Origin of the sequence: Pseudoalteromonas sp. B131b, assembly GCF_037162545.1 — a bacterium.
Lineage (GTDB): Bacteria > Pseudomonadota > Gammaproteobacteria > Enterobacterales > Alteromonadaceae > Pseudoalteromonas > Pseudoalteromonas fuliginea.
This window is the reverse complement of sequence record NZ_JARLUZ010000001.1, coordinates 1305320-1321952: the sequence shown is the minus strand read 5'-3', so window position 1 is coordinate 1321952 and position 16633 is coordinate 1305320. Positions and strand designations below refer to the sequence as shown.

The 16633-nt window shown below is 39.1% G+C and carries 10 protein-coding genes and 3 pseudogenes; 4 read left to right on the top strand and 9 right to left on the bottom strand.

The window, feature by feature from the left end:
• Positions 1–4: 4 nt before the first annotated feature.
• The 3 genes from P4S65_RS06135 to polA all read right to left on the bottom strand — a co-directional run bounded on the left by P4S65_RS06135 (position 5) and on the right by polA (position 4327).
• Positions 5–523, bottom strand: coding sequence for a DUF1285 domain-containing protein (locus P4S65_RS06135; protein ID WP_337119757.1), 519 nt, complete (start codon positions 521–523; stop codon positions 5–7).
• Positions 520–1107 carry a YceI family protein gene (locus P4S65_RS06130; protein WP_337119756.1) on the bottom strand — a complete coding sequence of 196 codons (588 nt, stop codon included), beginning with the start codon at positions 1105–1107 and terminating at the stop codon, positions 520–522. The genes P4S65_RS06135 and P4S65_RS06130 overlap by 4 nt, the downstream gene beginning before the upstream one ends.
• Before the next feature lie 484 nt (positions 1108–1591).
• Complete coding sequence (gene polA, locus P4S65_RS06125) at positions 1592–4327, bottom strand: DNA polymerase I (RefSeq protein ID WP_337119755.1); 2736 nt, start codon at positions 4325–4327, stop codon at positions 1592–1594.
• Between the two features lie 522 nt (positions 4328–4849).
• Here polA and elbB point away from each other — a divergent pair.
• From elbB to P4S65_RS06110, 3 genes and pseudogenes are all read left to right on the top strand, one after another.
• A complete protein-coding gene (elbB, locus tag P4S65_RS06120; protein WP_337119754.1) occupies positions 4850–5497 on the top strand; it encodes an isoprenoid biosynthesis glyoxalase ElbB in 648 nt (215 codons plus the stop codon).
• Positions 5498–5729: 232 nt separating this feature from the next.
• Positions 5730–6125 (top strand): c-type cytochrome, encoded by a 396-nt coding sequence (locus tag P4S65_RS06115; RefSeq protein ID WP_007377277.1) that lies wholly within the window; start codon positions 5730–5732, stop codon positions 6123–6125.
• 161 nt (positions 6126–6286) lie between these two features.
• A pseudogene (locus P4S65_RS06110) lies at positions 6287–8855 on the top strand (diguanylate cyclase domain-containing protein).
• A gap of 24 nt (positions 8856–8879) precedes the next feature.
• Here P4S65_RS06110 and rep read toward each other — a convergent pair.
• Positions 8880–10901 (bottom strand): DNA helicase Rep, encoded by a 2022-nt coding sequence (rep, locus tag P4S65_RS06105; protein WP_033028820.1) that lies wholly within the window; start codon positions 10899–10901, stop codon positions 8880–8882.
• A gap of 161 nt (positions 10902–11062) precedes the next feature.
• Between rep and ubiK the strand changes: the two genes are divergently transcribed.
• Positions 11063–11326: a ubiquinone biosynthesis accessory factor UbiK gene (gene ubiK / locus P4S65_RS06100; RefSeq protein ID WP_007377280.1), complete on the top strand. Its 264-nt coding sequence runs from the start codon at positions 11063–11065 to the stop codon at positions 11324–11326.
• A 41-nt stretch (positions 11327–11367) separates the two neighbouring features.
• Here ubiK and P4S65_RS06095 read toward each other — a convergent pair whose 3' ends face one another.
• The 5 genes and pseudogenes from P4S65_RS06095 to ilvA form a co-directional block, all read right to left on the bottom strand.
• A complete protein-coding gene (locus P4S65_RS06095; RefSeq protein ID WP_008137703.1) occupies positions 11368–12012 on the bottom strand; it encodes an NAD(P)H-binding protein in 645 nt (214 codons plus the stop codon).
• Between the two features lie 4 nt (positions 12013–12016).
• Positions 12017–12679 (bottom strand): carbonate dehydratase, encoded by a 663-nt coding sequence (gene can / locus P4S65_RS06090; protein WP_007377282.1) that lies wholly within the window; start codon positions 12677–12679, stop codon positions 12017–12019.
• 30 nt (positions 12680–12709) lie between these two features.
• Positions 12710–13884: pseudogene (locus tag P4S65_RS06085) on the bottom strand (methyltransferase).
• 62 nt (positions 13885–13946) lie between these two features.
• Positions 13947–14980 (bottom strand): annotated as a pseudogene (locus P4S65_RS06080) (ABC transporter substrate-binding protein).
• Positions 14981–15077: 97 nt separating this feature from the next.
• Entirely contained in the window at positions 15078–16631 is a 1554-nt protein-coding gene (ilvA, locus tag P4S65_RS06075; protein WP_033028819.1) for a threonine ammonia-lyase, biosynthetic, read from the bottom strand.
• Between the last annotated feature and the right edge of the window lie 2 nt (positions 16632–16633).

Genomic DNA, 16633 nt, shown 5'->3' with positions numbered 1-16633 from the left:
GGTGTTAGGATAAATAAAACTGCTCTTTGGCAGATTTAATAAAATAGCCGAGCTTATCAGACTCGGCTTTTTCAGCCCACTGATAAAATACACTGCGTGAAACTCGCGCACTACACCCATACGGTAGCTTTAAATAAGGCACCTTTGAACCTTTGTAGTCTTTTATATGCAAGGGCTGCTGAGCGCTCACCAGCCACTGCCTAGCTAGATTATCAATACAACACAACACCTGTCCTTGCGCTGTATTTTCAAAACGCCAATCAACAATAATAAACGGCGCATCATCAACCGTTATTGTTATTTTTTCGACAGGTGTTTTTAAATAAAATTGCTCACCTTCTTTACACAATACAGAAGCAAACAACTTCACCATGGCTGGGCGTGCTATTTCGCTGCCATCGTAAAACCATTTCCCCTCATGATTAATAACAATTGGCAGCTCCCCACAATGGTTAGGCTGCCAACTATCAAAAGGTTTGCTTGGCTCGCTTAATTGCTTGCTAAGTTCACTTAAAGAAATCACTGTTTTTTAAGTGTAATTGCAAACGTAACAGGTACTGCTGTTGCAATTGAAGGTAAACCCGCTAATTTTTGCAGTTGTTTAACGCCTTCAGTTACACCAAAATCACTACTATTAATAATAATAGGTGTTAATGATGATACGGTTAAATCGCCACTTTGCGTGCTATTAACGAGTACATCAATAGCCAATGATTTTTTATTACCATGAAAATCAAGTTCCGCTTCAATACCTTTCAATACATATTGACCAGATTTTTTAAGATTACTCAGCTCTTTAGTTAAATTTGCAGTTAAAACAGCATTGGGGAATTTAGCTGCTTCAAATAATATTGCTGTTAAACGCTCATTACGAATAGGAATTAGAGTTTCGGCTGATGTTAAATCAACATTAACGCTAAACTTACCTTTATCAGAAAGCATACCTTCAAGGTTAGTAAAATGGTGAGCTTCAGCAATCGAATCTTTTTTAATTGAAACAAAGCTTAGTTGGCTTTTATCATTCACTAGCTGCCAATCGGCCTGAGCAACATTAGAAATAACTAAACTTGATAAAGAAAAACCTGCAATAGCTAATGCTTTAAACATAACGCACTCCTTAGTAATAAAATGAAAATAATAATATTACTTTGATGGTATCACCTGCGATGTACCCAAACCACCTCGAAATGACGAATGAATAATACAATTGGTATAGCGCAATAAATAATTTTTTAGATAGGATTTTCAGGTGTAAAACAAAAAACGGCCCACCAAACAAGTTGGTAGGCCGGTATAGCAAACTGGGGAGAAGCTATCAATTTGTTGCACCCTTTCAGATGCATCATCAACAGGATGTCCTACAGGATAGGACAGGCGGGACTTTAACAAAAGCACGCATTAAAATACAATCATATTCCTGTAAAACAGCTCGAATTGACGAACATATAACGATTTAATACAAATAGTTGCTTAAATTAACCTTATTTTAACTAAAGCTTGCACATAGCTAATTGAATCGCTGTTATTCGCCCTTTTACTTAAACATAAAAAAAGCGCCAAAAGGCGCTTTAATTAAAATGCTCAAATTGCATTAATGGGCTTGTTCCCAGTTGTCACCCTCGTCGGCTTCAACAATAAGTGGCACATCAAGCGCTGCAGCTTGCGACATCAGTTCACAAATATGTTTTGTATATTCTGGTGCGCAGTCTGTTTTAATTTCAAATACTAATTCATCGTGTACTTGCATTAGTAGCTTAATCGTATTTGGCGCCTGTTCGTGTACCCAACGGTTAACACTCAGCATTGCTTTTTTAATAATATCGGCGGCAGTACCTTGCATTGGTGCGTTTATAGCAGCACGTTCGGCTCCTTTCCTGCGCGCGCCATTACGTGCGTTTATTTCTGGTAAATGTAGGCGGCGACCAAATATTGTTTCAACATAGCCATTTTCAGCTGCTTTTTCGCGTGTTGTTTCCATGTACTCTAATACACCTGGAAAACGCTCAAAGTATTTATCTATGTAATGCTGCGCTTCATGGCGTGGCACATCTAGTTGACGTGCTAAACCAAATGCCGACATACCATAAATTAAGCCAAAGTTTACTGCTTTCGCCTTGCGGCGCATATCGGTAGTTACATCATCAAGCTCTACACCAAATACTTCAGCGGCAGTTGCACTGTGTACATCTAAGCCGTTAGCAAATGCATTTAATAAACCTTTGTCTTGTGAAAGGTGCGCCATAATGCGCAGCTCAATTTGACTATAATCGGCAGCGACAATTTTATAACCATCTGCAGCTATAAACGCTTCACGAATTCGACGCCCTTCTTCTGAACGAATAGGAATATTTTGTAAATTAGGATCGGTTGAACTCAAGCGCCCCGTTGCAGTAATTGCCTGATGATAAGACGTATGTACACGCTGGGTTTTCTCATTCACCATTAATGGTAATTTATCGGTGTAAGTTGATTTAAGCTTTGATAAACCACGATGCTCTATAATTACTTTAGGTAGTGGATAATCATGAGCAAGCTCTTGCAATACTTCTTCTGCGGTAGAAGGTGCACCTTTAGGTGTTTTTTTGATGATAGGCAGGCCAAGCTTTTCAAACAACAATACTTGTAGTTGCTTAGGAGAGCTTAAATTAAATGGTTCGCCTGCTATTTCAAATGCTTCTTTTTCAAGTTCAATTAAACGCTCGCCTAATCGTTGGCTGTGCGCTGCAAGCATATTGCTATCTATTGCTACACCGGTTCGTTCAATATCAGAAATCACACTAACAAGTGGCATTTCTATATCTTCGAATACGGATTTTAGCTTTTCATCAGCCGCTATTTTTGGCCAAAGCACTTCATGTAGGCGCAAAGTAATATCGGCATCTTCTGCAGCATAAGGCGCAGCTTTTTCAAGTTCAATTTGGTTGAAGGTAAGTTGCTTTTTACCTTTGCCAGCAATATCTTCAAAGCTAATATTTTTATGGCCTAGATATTTAAGTGCTAGCGAGTCCATATCATGGCGTGTACCCACACTATTAAATACGTATGACTCAAGCATGGTGTCAAACTTAATACCATTTAGCGCAAAACCTGCATTCGCTAATACACTTTTGTCGTATTTAAGGTTTTGCCCTACTTTAGCTTTGTTTTCATCGGCCAAAATTGGACCTAGCTTTTGCATTACAAATTCAAGGCTTAGTTGATCAGGCGCACCTGGGTAGTCATGCGCTAGAGGTAAATACACAGCTTCACCCGCTTTTACGGCAAAACTCATACCCACTAATTGCGCTTTCATGTAATCAAGGTTGGTAGTTTCTGTATCAAATGCAAATAACTCGGCACTATTTAATTGCTCTATTAACGTATCAAATTGCGCTTGCGTTAAAATAGTTTCGTAATGAGCATCTTCTACTTTTGGTAATTCAGTGGCTTCGGTAGGTACAGCTAGATGTGTTTCTGCATCTTTAGGGTTATCTAGCAACTCAGCTAACCAACGACGGAATTCGCACTCACCATATAGTGCAATTAATTCGTCTTTATTTGGCTCTTGTAGTTTGAACGTATCAAGATCTGATTCGACTTCAACATCGCACTTAATTGTTGCAAGCTCGTAGCTTAAAGGCAGATGATCGAGAGCTGCAGCTAACTTTTCACCTATTTTACCCTTGATCTCACTTGCGTGATCCATTACACCTTGCAACGAGCCATATTTTTCTAACCACTTAACCGCCGTTTTAGGCCCACAACCTTCAACACCAGGGATGTTATCGACCTTATCGCCCATTAATGCTAAGTAATCAATAATAAGTTCAGGACCTACACCAAACTTTTCAACCACAGTAAGGGGATCTGAAATACTGTCGGTCATCGTGTTTATGAGCGTAACGTGTTCATTTACAAGTTGCGCCATATCTTTATCACCAGTGGAGACGAGTACATGTCGTTTTTGCTCTGATGCTATACGTGCAAATGTGCCAATAACATCATCGGCTTCAACACCTTCGATGCTAATTAGCGGAAAACCCATCGCTTTGATAATACTGTGTATTGGTGCTATTTGTGTGCGTAAGTCATCCGGCATAGGCGGACGATTTGCCTTATACTCGCTATACATGTCGTTACGGAATGTTTTGCCTTTTGCATCAAATATAACCACCATGTGTGAGGGATCATATTGTCTGATCAAGCTTTTAAGCATGTTGATCACGCCGTAAATAGCGCCCGTAGCCTCACCTTTAGAATTAGTTAAATGCGGCGGAGAATGATAAGCACGAAATAAATATGACGAGCCATCAACTAAAATAAGTGGGTTTTCGGGGATCTGAGCCATGGTGAATTTGGATCCTAAATGCAAAAAATTAAGGTGATTGTAAGCATGCCATAAGGTAGGAAATAAAACGACTGTGAATTATCAATCATTGTCTCATTTCAACTTGAGCAAGCTGTGGATAAGTATGTAGATAACAGCCACAAAAATTCTTCCAAAGCATAATACAATGCCTAGAAAATACTTTAACTACATGTTTTTATTTAAAAAAGATAATACGAGGTTCTTTTTTTATTCTTTTAGACCAATGTGGAAAAAGGTTTTTTAACGACTACATCCGCTGTTACTCACTTCGATTATAGTCATCCAACCCAATAACCGGACGAGTATTCTAGCATAATGGATCAAAGATCATAGCGATCCTTTATACTTTTTTTCATTAGCTATAATCACCAAAAGATATATACCGCATTACAACTTACCTAGCGTACAATTTTCACACTGAAATTAATTTAAATAGACAATTTAGTACATGTTAAACTTCAAACTATAAGCTTAATAAATTTAATTAAGGAATATAAAAGCATGAAAAAAGTAGCTGTAATATTAGCAGGAAGTGGCGTATACGATGGCAGTGAAATTAATGAAGTAGTTTTAACGCTATTACACATAGCCAAAAATGGCGGGGCTTATCAATGTTTTGCACCTGATATTGAGCAACTTCATACCATTAACCACTTAACAGGCGATGTTATGCCTGATAAACGCAATGTATTAACAGAAGCTGCTCGTATTGCACGGGGCGACATAAAATCCCTGATTGACCTAGATGTAGCTCAATTTGATGCGTTAATTGTACCTGGTGGTTTTGGTGCGGCTAAAAACTTATGCGACTTTGCAATTAAGGGCACAAAAGCAAATATCAATCAGGACGTACTTAATACTTGTAAAGCATTTGCTAAAGCAAAAAAACCTGCTGGGTATATGTGTATTGCACCCGCTTTGATCCCATTTATTTACGATAATGCCCAACTCACTATTGGTAACGATGTAGATACAGCACAAGCACTAAGCACATTAGGCGCCAAACATATTAACTGCGCAGTGGATGATGTAGTGTTCGATGAAGCAAATAAGCTAGTTACCACTCCTGCTTACATGTTGGCACAATCGATTCTTGATGCGGATGCGGGGATCGCAAAACTAGTTACTAGCGTATTAACAATGAATTAATTTTGATCTTAAGATCTAAGAAGTTAATTATATGACTGATTACGCTTATTAAATTGCTCAACAAAAAACAATAAATAATTAAATTTTATTGCGTTAACGCAAAAAGTAGTCAGTTTTATTAATAAAAACGTCTCTTAGCATTTTATAAATTGGCTCAGAGAGTTATAATCGGTTTAATTTCCGTCATCTATATCGTGATTGATCACGTTCAAATCGAAGTGAGCAAGGCAAAATGAAAAAATTAACAGCTGCTGCATTATTATTGCTAGCAACCACCGCATACGCACAGCCATATGATAACTCTATGACTGAAGATGCAATTAAAAAACGTCTCGCGCCGGTTGGTGCTGTGTATCTTGAAGGTGATAAAGCAGCTGTTGCTGCAGTACCTACAGGCCCACGTTCTGGTGAGCAAGTATATCAGGGGGCATGTTTTGCATGTCATGGCACTGGAGCACTAGGCGCGCCAAAGTCAGCTGACGATTGGGCTCCACGCATAGCTAAAGGTAAAGACACTTTACTTGGGCATGCAATTAATGGTTTTAATGCAATGCCGCCAAAAGGCACTTGTATGGATTGTTCTGATGATGAGATAAGCGCTGCAATCGATTTTATGACATCTAAATAAGTATTTGCAAAATAAAAAAGGTTTACCTATGGGTAAGCCTTTTTTAATACCTTTTTAACGCTTTTAGCGCCTTAATTAGGGTAATATCCACTTGACGATCGCCGCTAAAAATGAAATTATAAGGCTAATAACTATACAATAATAATAGTCGGTTAACGTCATTGGAAGATAAACTCTCAGCATCGAGTAAGTTAGCGTATCAAAACAAGCGCCTTAAAGTGCTACTCGAAAAGTACAAACAATCCCATCACCTACAAAATGCGCTGATCCAACTATCAGAGCAAGCTAGTACTGTTGCTGAGTTAACTCTGTTATATCCCGCTATCCATGACATTTTACAAAAATATGTGCCTAGTAAAAGTTTTTATGTCGTTTTATCGAATCAAGACACACAATCATTAGAGCTTTCTTACTTTTCAGATGAAAAAGATGGAATTGCAGTTGCACTCAACCAAACAAACAGCTTTGATGAAGGCGCGACTGGCTATGTATTTAAACAAGGCAAAACAACCTGTTTTACTAAGCAGCAAATGCAAGACGCAGCTGCAAAAGGTTTATTTAAAGCATTAGGCACCCCCGCCGAGCATTGGGTTGGCGTACCTGTTTATCAGGAAAGAAATATCATTGGTGTGCTCGCTGCGCAAAGTTACGATACTCGAAAAGGTTACAGTGACCAGCAAATACAATTGCTTGAGGTTATGTCACTTTACTTAGCAACAGCAATAGAGCGCGTTAAAAAACGAGAGCTATTAGAATCAGAAGTTAAAATTCGTACCCGTGCACTCACTCAGAGTAATGACGCATTAAACCTAGAAATAGAGCAACGAAAACGCGCACTTCAACGTCAACAAATTCTATTTAAAATTTCAGAATTAGCGACTCAAGCTAAAAACCTTAACGATGCTTACGTTAAAATACATGAAATAATAAAAACAATTACCTATGCAGAAAATTTATATATTGCACTTTATGATAAAGAATCTGGCTGGATCAGCTTTCCTTATTGTGTTGATGAATTTAAAGATAATACGCAACCAAGACGCTTTGCTAAAGGCTATAGTGAGCTAGTTATAAGCACCGAAGAAACACAACTTATACATCCGTGCAGAGCAAAAAAATTAATAGAGAAAGGCGTAGTACAACGAGCTAAACCAGTAAAAAAAGAGCAAATGGCCACCAGTTGGTTGGGTGCTCCACTAAAGACCTCGCAAGGAGTTATGGGTTTAATTGTTTGCCAAGCCTATTACAACAAACATATTTTTAACCAAGATGATTGCGAACTTATCACCTTTGTATCGCATCAAATTGCAGCTGTATTGCAAACCAAACTAGCTAACCAAGCAATAAAAAAAGTCACCAAGAGCTAGAGTTTCGGGTGAGCGAAAAAACGAAAGAGTTACGTCAAACTAATTTACATTTACAAATGCAAATGGAAGAGCGAAAAAAATAGAACAGCAGCTTTATCATGATGCACATCATGACTCTCTCACTAGTTTGCCTAATCGTAGTTTATTTTTAACACAACTAGAAAAAACGCTACAACATTTTCAACGCTTTCCTGAACATCATTTTGCTGTGTTATTTATAGATTTAGACAAATTTAAAGATATAAACGACCAGTTAGGACATCATGCCGGTGATCAATTTTTAATTAGTGTCGCAGAGCTATTTTCTCAGTGCATACGCGAGCACGATTTACTTGCTCGCTTAGGCGGGGATGAATTTGTTATTTTATTAACGCATTTAACCGAGCCACAGCAAGCGGAAGACGTTGCAAATCGTATTATTGATTTAATGAAGAAACCATTTAGTTTAAAAGGTACCTCTCTTCAAAGCGGAGCGAGTATAGGAATAACCTACTCAAAGCACGACTATACACACACAGACGAAATTATTCGCGATGCTGATGCAGCTATGTATTATGCAAAAAATTCGGGCCGAAATCGCTACGAGTTATTTCATCCACTCTTGTCACAATCAGTATCACAGCAAGAATTACATATATTGCATCATTTAGATGCATTACCAATGAGCTTTAGAAGCTCAGAAATTATTACCTTAGATGAGCAACATCAATCTGAATCATTATTTGAAGCATTTGGTGAACACCCAATACTTGGTTTTACTAGCTTTGATATTTTGAAAAAGTTTGCATCCGACAAAGAACAGCATCTTGAGGTAGAATTACAGCTACTACAACGAGCTTATGCACAAGCGCTTGAAGCTAATGTAAGCATGGCACTTGTGCCCTGCTCTTGCTTGTTATTAGAGCCTCATGAATTTACTTTATTCACCGAAGTACTGAGCAAACAAATTGGCCAAAGCCAGCTTTGTCTATTATTTGATGAACAAGAAATTCGCCATGCATGTGCTACACAACTCGAAAATCTAAAAAAACTTCCCCAGCTTGGCTACTCTATTGGATTAAACAATTTTGCTAGAGATAGATGTGAACTTAATTTATTAACCGACGTTAACTTCGACTATTTATTACTAAGTTCAACATTTAGCAAGCGTATTCTACAGCAGGAAAGCTATGATTTTCAGTTACAAGGCGTATTAGCAATAACTAAACTTAAAACAATAAAGGTAATAGCCAAGGGCCCTTCAATACTCAACTTTAGAACATTATTAGATAAACACGGTTTAGCTTTTTTTGTCGGTAAACAACATTCTCTTGTTTGCGCTGAGCAATCACCAACAAGCACAACGCAATCACAGCTCAGCTAAGTAATTACCCTTTATAATAGTTAATTACTCAGGTTTTTTATTAAACATAGCCCGTAAATTAGCGACTCTTGCTTGGCCTTTTTCCATGCGCTCTGCTTGCGTATTTGGCGCCTTTTTGTTTTCGAACGCGAGATCGTCCTGCGGTAACTCTTGTACAAATCGGCTTAACTCAGTTTGTGAGGTTTCACCAAATTGACGACGAATTTTTGCATAAGTAAGTGTTAACTCCTGCTGTGCACGAGTAATACCAACATAAGCTAAGCGGCGCTCTTCATCTACGTTGTCCTCATCAATACTGACCTGATGCGGAAGTAAGCCCTCTTCCATACCCACCATAAATACGTATGGGTACTCTAAGCCCTTTGATGCATGTAGTGTTGATAAGTGCACTGCATCAGTTTCATCTTCTTCTTCGTTACGCTCAAGCATATCGCGAAGGGTTAGCTTACTAACAACCTCAGCCAATGTCATTGGTTCGTTATCGGCATCACCGGTCAACATATCGGTGATCCAACGATATAGCTCGGATACGTTTTTCATGCGCATTTCAGCGGCTTTTGCGCTAGGGGACGACTCGTACAAATACGCCTCGTAGTTAATATTACGCACCAAGTCTTTAACTGCTTCGAGCGTGTCGCTTCGTACCGCGTTATCAGATAGCTCAACAACCCAACGAGCAAACCCAGCAAGCGCATTAAAGCCACGCCCTTTTAATCTGTAGCCTAAATCGTTATCAAAGCAAGTAGCAAACAAGCTCGCATGTTTTTCATTAGCAAGCGTACCAAGCTTTTCAAGGGTAACCGTACCTATTTCGCGTCGCGGTGTATTTACGATACGTAAAAAAGCATTGTCATCATCTTGATTAACTAGCAAACGTAAATACGCCATAATATCTTTAATTTCTGAGCGAGCGAAAAACGACATACCGCCACTAATTTTATAAGGGATACGGTTACTCATTAGTGATTTTTCAAAGCCACGTGCTTGATGATTACCACGATATAAAATCGCGTAATCTTTATAGCTGGTTCGCTTCATAAACTTATGTGAGATTATTTCAGCAACTACGCGCTCAGATTCATGCTCTTCATCGCGGCACCCTATTACTTTAATCGGCTCACCATAACCTAGTTCACTAAATAACTTTTTCTCTATGTCATGTGGGTTATTGGCAATTAAAATGTTAGCCGCTTTTAGTATTCGCCCTGCACTTCGATAATTTTGCTCAAGCTTTATTAGTCTGAGCCCTGGGTAGTCTTTACCTAATAACACTAAGTTTTGCGGACGTGCACCACGCCAAGAATAAATTGATTGGTCGTCATCACCTACCACGGTAAAACGGGCACGCTCGCCTACTAGCAATTTAACGAGCTGATATTGGCTCGTGTTGGTATCTTGATACTCATCCACCAGCAAATATTTAAAGCGTTGCTGCCAACGCTCACGGGAAGTGGCATTATTAGTGAGTAACAAAGTAGGGATCATAATTAAATCATCAAAATCCAGTGCGTTATATGCACGTAGCTGATTTTGATAGCGAGCATAGAGCTGTGCAAACAAGGCTTTTTGCGCATCGCGCGCTTCACGTATTGCTTGCTCTGGCAGTACTAATTCATTTTTCCAACTACCAATTTCCATTTTAAGTAGTTTGAGTAGGTCTTTGTCTTTTTTTAGTTCGTCTTCGGTGAGCTCACTAAGAAGCTGATTAGTATCTTGATCATCAAATAACGAAAAGCCAGGTTTAAACCCCAATGTGCTTAACTCTTTTTTTATTATTTCTAAACCTAGTGTATGAAACGTTGATACCCATAAACCTTTAGCGTCTTGCTTACCGAGCGTTTGCAGTACTCGCTCACGCATTTCTTTAGCTGCTTTATTGGTAAAAGTAACGGCGGCTATATTTCGCGCTTTGTACTCACATTTTTTCACTAAATAAGCGATTTTATTCGTAATAACACGGGTTTTACCAGAGCCTGCGCCTGCGAGTACTAAGCATGGACCACTAATATATTTTACGGCTTCATCTTGTTTAGGATTGAGTTTCATAACGACCAAAGAAATTTAAAAGACGCACAATTTTAACGTAACCATTACTGCGAGCATAGCAATTGCCTTAATTAATTAAGGTAAAGATGATCATGTGTTAAATACCGTGGGTATAAGGTAATATTAGTTATTATCATTTAGGCAATGCCGAAGGGACAAATATGATCAACCCAGCAAAACTTGAAGAAATTGCTAAGCAAATTACTAGCAATATGCCACAAGGTGTAAAAAACCTAGCAGACACACTCGAAGGTAAAACAAAGCAAGTTTTACAAAACAAGCTTGCTGAGATGGACTTTGTGAGCCGTGAAGAATTTGATGTGCAAAGCCAAGTACTTATTCGTACTCGCGAAAAGTTAACCGAACTTGAAGCTAAAGTTGCATTGCTTGAGCAACAACTTAGCACTGAGACTGATACTGAATAATTACAAAGGCAGCTTAGGCTGCCTTTTGCGTTTTACTAAGTTTATTCAAATAGCTCATCAAGTACGTAATAAAATAACTTAGTCTGTTGCTCTAAACTCACACTCAGCATTTTTTGCGCAACTTGCTCGCCAGTTATTGGTTTGTAACGCTTTAAAAATGGAAGTCGTGTAATAACAGGAAAAATAATACTGCCTATTTTTTCTGCCACTCTAAATTGCTCACGATCACCTAACAATAAAGACGGTTGAAAAATGCTGACTTTATCAAAAGCGAGTGCTTTTATATGCTGCTCAAGCTCACCCTTCATTTTTAAATAAGGGCTATTGCTGTGCGTGTTCGCCCCGCTTGATGACACTAAACAATAATGCGTAACGCCATTACATGCCGCTAACTGCGCCGCTATAAACTGATAATCAAAATCAACTTTACGCTGAGCTTGTATCGATCCAGCTTGCTTACGGGTGGTGCCCAAACACGAAAACAATACGTCACCTTTAAACAGCTCAACGTATTGAGTTAATTTTTCAAAATCAATAACATGATTAACTAGCTTTGCGTGTAAAATAGGCAAAGCCCGACGGCTCAACGTAACCACTTTAGTATAATGCTCGCTATTAAGTAGCTTATGGAGCAACTCATTACCGACCAAACCTGTAGCACCAATTAATACCGCCGTTTTAGTCATGAATTTATTTACTCTCACCCACTTTATTAAGTACGTGTTGTACTGCTCTTTTATAGCTTTGCGTTTCTTCGCTCGCGCACGTCACTACAGATTCTAGATCATGAAGATGCCCGTTTTCTAAACCATACACCCAACCATGAACGCTTAGCTCTTGGCCACGCTCCCACGCATCTTGCACTATATTAGTACGGCATACATTACGTACTTGCTCTATTACATTTAGCTCAATAAGGCGGCTTAATCGTTCGCTTTCTGGCATTGCGTCAAGTTGTTCAAGGTGCTTTTCTTTTACATCCCCTACATGGCGTAGCCAGTTGTCAATAAAGCCAAATTTTGCATTGCTTAAAACGGCTTGTACGCCACCACAACCGTAATGCCCCACAACCATGATATGTTTTACTTTTAAAACCTCTACAGCGTACTGCATAACCGATAAACAGTTATGATCGGTATGTACAACCACGTTAGCAACGTTACGATGTACAAATAATTCGCCTGGTAGTAAATCAACTATTTGATTAGCAGGTACACGAGAGTCTGAGCAACCAATCCATAAATATTCAGGATTTTGTTGCATAGATAAAATTTTAAAAAACTCAGGGTCTGCTTCACTTGTACGAGCAGCCCAACGTTTATTGTTATCGAATAAATTTTTTAACTTTCTCATTGCATCTCTTATTAAGTCGAGGGCGGAAATTTAGTGGATATTAGCAAGAATCAAAATATTGCGAGGCGTTAACTGCTTTTCACAAAACGTTTTAACGCTTACTTGATAGCCTTGCTGTTGCAAATATAAAGCACGATCGAGCACAAGCCAAACCTCAATTGCCCTTCTGAACACATGTCGAACCAGTTCAACGCGATCTGTTATTTTTTTCGAGCCTGCCCAATAGATAAATATTTATTGTAATCAGTATCTTGAGGTATTTTTAGTGTCTTTTTTTCTGCTGCCCATCCGCAAAATGATTTAAACGAATCTGAGAATATAGCTTTATTAACCGAAGGAACACTTACGTAGTGTTGTTCGCCAGTAATCGACTTTCTTAGTGCATCAAAACCGAGTCGCCATTCTAGTTCTGTTTTGCGCACTTTTTCTAAACGAGAAGGCGCAGTAACAGTTTCTTGTAAAGCGAGCTTTAAATCGCGGTGTGTTAGGTTTAGTCCACTTTGTTTTGCAACCTCACTCATTGCAAGGTATTCATTAGCCGTAAATAAATGATAACAACAAGGTGAAAAACTAATTTGTTGTACTTTTGCTAAACTTGCTTGGCGCATAAATGTTTGGTGTAAACCTCCACATGCGTGAAGTGCTACAGCATGCATATCTGTATTAAAAAATTGAGTGATATCGTCTTTTAATACATTTGCTTGGCTAAAGTGCATTACCAAGCCTTGTTGCTGTACACTTTTTTGTCCTTGCTCGCATAAGCTTTGTTGCAGTTCAATACTATGCACATTACTTGCGCCATTAAACGCAAGCATTCGCCCTAAGTGCCCTTTACCGGCGCACCATTCTAAAACTGGTTGCTTAGTATTAGGTAGTGCAGATACAAAATCTTTTAACTGCTCAAATTTACGGCCTTTAATGCCGTTACTCAGCCAAAAAGGATAATCAACTTTCGCGTGTGCGGTGCTAGGTAATTCGCATAAATTAGCGAGCTCATCAAGTTGGTTTATATGATTGCTAAAAAATTGATATAGTTTATCTTGATCATTATCAAGTGCGATTACTTGATCATCCGTTAGATTATTGAGTGTGTCTTGTAGATCTCCCCAAGGAATCGCGTCAAAATCAAACGCAGTGCACTGCCAATAATGACGATTACGCATGAGTAATGAATCAAGTGCAAAAAATTGTTCCGCTAAAGTCATAACTGCTTAAAGTATAAAAAAGACAATTAATTATACCAGCTCGATAAACTCTCATTAAGTGGTTATTTTTTGCTGAATATTAAACGTAAATACAGAGGAATAGAAACAATACTAATAATCATCGCAGCAATTAACATCCACGATAACTGCACTTTTTCGGGTTCTTGATATTTATATATAAAATTCGCTTTCACCTCATCAAATTCATTTTGCTCAATTGCATATAGATCAGCAATTAAACGCCATTTTGCTATCGACATATGCCCTAAACTGGTCGTGGGTGGCGTTATATAATCCCTTAGTACTTCGGCCTCAAAAGCGAGCTGATGAAAACTTTTACTCGGTGCATATCTTTGCTGGGTTACCGCAATAGCTTCATCCATATTCATCATTGCATAGCGCCAGCCTTTTAGGCTTGCTTGATAAAACTTTTCCACCGTTTGCGGATTTTTTTAAGCATACTTTCGCTGGTAAATAAAATATCTCCATATACATCCATACCATAACGCTGTGGGCATATAAGCCGGTGAGATACGCTTTGCTGAGTCATGTAGTACGGCTGGTTAGTAACATACACTTGCATAGCATCTAGCTTGTTTTCAATCCAAGCCTGATCTGGATTTTCGCCATCGTAAAGTTTGAGTTTATCGACATCAACGCCACTGCGTTTAAGCATAATAAGTAGTTCGGTACCATCATTTTTGCTCACCGCAGTGATACGTTTATTAACAAAGTCACGTGGATGAAAAATATCAGACGTGTCTTTAACCATCCAGCAGTAAGGTGAAAACTGTAATAAGGCAGCCATAGCAACAAGAGGTTGTCCATTAATACGTTGCTGTAAAATGCCTGAATGTCCGACACCAAACTGTGCTTCTCCATTGGCAACAGGACCAAAAGTATCAGGCATCATTGGATTAGCTGGTTTTATAGTTACATCAAGGCCTGCTTCATTATAAAAGCCTTTTTGCTCTGCCATATAATAACCGGCAAACTGAAACTGATGCGTCCATTTTAGCTGTAATGTAACTGATTCTTGCGCCACTATGTGACTACAAAAAAAACACAATACAAAAATTAATCCTTTTAATAGCAACCAAGTGCCCTCAAAAAGTATGACGATTACCTGTAACTATATGTAAAATTTACGATAAAGCAAGCACCCTAGTTAGGTGCCTGCCTTTAAAGAAGGACTATACTGAGGCGAGTTTTTCGGCTTTTTCTGCTTGCGGCTTTGATGTTAAAAATTGGCTAAAGCACGGATTTTGTGTTTCATCTTGTACACTGTAACCTAAACGGTTTAAGTGCTCGTTAAACATCTCATACTGACTTGGCTCAATAGCAAAACCTGCCAGTACATTCCCCATAGAACCACCGTGATTACGATAATGAAATAAGGTAATGTTCCAATTACTACCTAAAGTATCTAAAAAGCGTGCAAGCGCACCTGGATATTCAGGAAATTCAAAGCGAAGTAAGCGCTCATGTAATTGCTCTGGTGCTTTTCCGCCAACCATATAGCGCACATGTAATTTAGCGAGTTCGTTATCCGACAGGTCGCAAAATTGGTAATCATTATTTGTTAAGTCTTGCTTTAGCTCATTAAGCTCTTGCTCGCCTTGGCGCAGGGCAATACCTACAAATATTTGTGCTTCACCAGGTCCTGCATAACGGTAGTTAAACTCAGTAATAGCACGGCCACCTAAAGAAGCACAAAACTGTTTAAAACTGCCTTTTTCTTCTTTAATAGTAACCGCTAATAACGCTTCGTTTTTTTCACCCAGCGCAGTGCGCTCTGCAACATAACGCAGGCGATCAAAGTTTAAATTAGCACCCGAAAGCACAGCCGCTAAATGTAACCCTTTTAACCCTGACTGTTGGCTCCACTTTTTAAGCCCTGCCGTTGCAAGTGCACCTGAAGGCTCTGCAATTGCACGGGTAGATACAAAAATATCCTGCATGGCAGCACATATTTCGTCGCTGGTAACGGTTATAACTTCATCACAAAACTTTTGCGCTAAGCGAAATGTTTCAGTGCCAATAATTTTAACCGCTACGCCATCGGCAAAACTGCCAACGCGATCAAGCTCTACTGGCTTGCCGGCTTCAAGTGCTGCTTGTAAACACGCACTTTCGTCGGCCTCTACACCAATTACTTTTATATCTGGACGCAGCGATTTAATATAAACCGCCATCCCAGCAAGTAAACCGCCGCCGCCAACAGGAATAAACACCGCATCGAGCTCGTTTAATTGCTGCATTAGCTCGCGTGCTACAGTGCCTTGACCAACAATGACATCCGGATCATCAAATGGTGGGACAAATATACCATTGCGTTGCTCTGTAAGCTCAAGCGCATATGCTTTTGCTGCATCAAAATGATGGCCATGTAATACAACTTCACCGCCAAGTGCACGCACTGCGCTGACTTTTATTTCAGGCGTTGTTACTGGCATTACAATTGTAGCTTGATGCCCTAAGTGAGAAGCACTTAGTGCAACCCCTTGAGCATGATTACCCGCAGAAGCAGTGATAACCACTGAGCCTTTAGGTAATTTATTTAATTTGTTATACGCACCGCGTAATTTAAATGAATACACGGGCTGTTGGTCTTCACGCTTTAACCAAACATGGTTACCTAATTTAGCACCAAGCTCAGCCATTTCGCTGACCTCAGTAACTTTAGCCAAAGGCTCCATGTTTGCTTGAATAATAGCGCGAAAATAATCGAGCTCTTGAGAGACCATAA

Excerpts from the sequence above, each read along its gene's own strand:
- elbB (WP_337119754.1), top strand. The coding sequence starts at position 4,850 with ATGAAAAAAGTAGCTGTAATATTAGCAGGAAGTGGCGTATACGATGGC.
- ilvA (WP_033028819.1), bottom strand. The coding sequence starts at position 16,631 with ATGGTCTCTCAAGAGCTCGATTATTTTCGCGCTATTATTCAAGCAAAC.
- P4S65_RS06130 (WP_337119756.1), bottom strand. The coding sequence starts at position 1,107 with ATGTTTAAAGCATTAGCTATTGCAGGTTTTTCTTTATCAAGTTTAGTT.
- P4S65_RS06095 (WP_008137703.1), bottom strand. The coding sequence starts at position 12,012 with ATGACTAAAACGGCGGTATTAATTGGTGCTACAGGTTTGGTCGGTAAT.
- rep (WP_033028820.1), bottom strand. The coding sequence starts at position 10,901 with ATGAAACTCAATCCTAAACAAGATGAAGCCGTAAAATATATTAGTGGT.
- P4S65_RS06115 (WP_007377277.1), top strand. The coding sequence starts at position 5,730 with ATGAAAAAATTAACAGCTGCTGCATTATTATTGCTAGCAACCACCGCA.
- can (WP_007377282.1), bottom strand. The coding sequence starts at position 12,679 with ATGAGAAAGTTAAAAAATTTATTCGATAACAATAAACGTTGGGCTGCT.
- polA (WP_337119755.1), bottom strand. The coding sequence starts at position 4,327 with ATGGCTCAGATCCCCGAAAACCCACTTATTTTAGTTGATGGCTCGTCA.
- ubiK (WP_007377280.1), top strand. The coding sequence starts at position 11,063 with ATGATCAACCCAGCAAAACTTGAAGAAATTGCTAAGCAAATTACTAGC.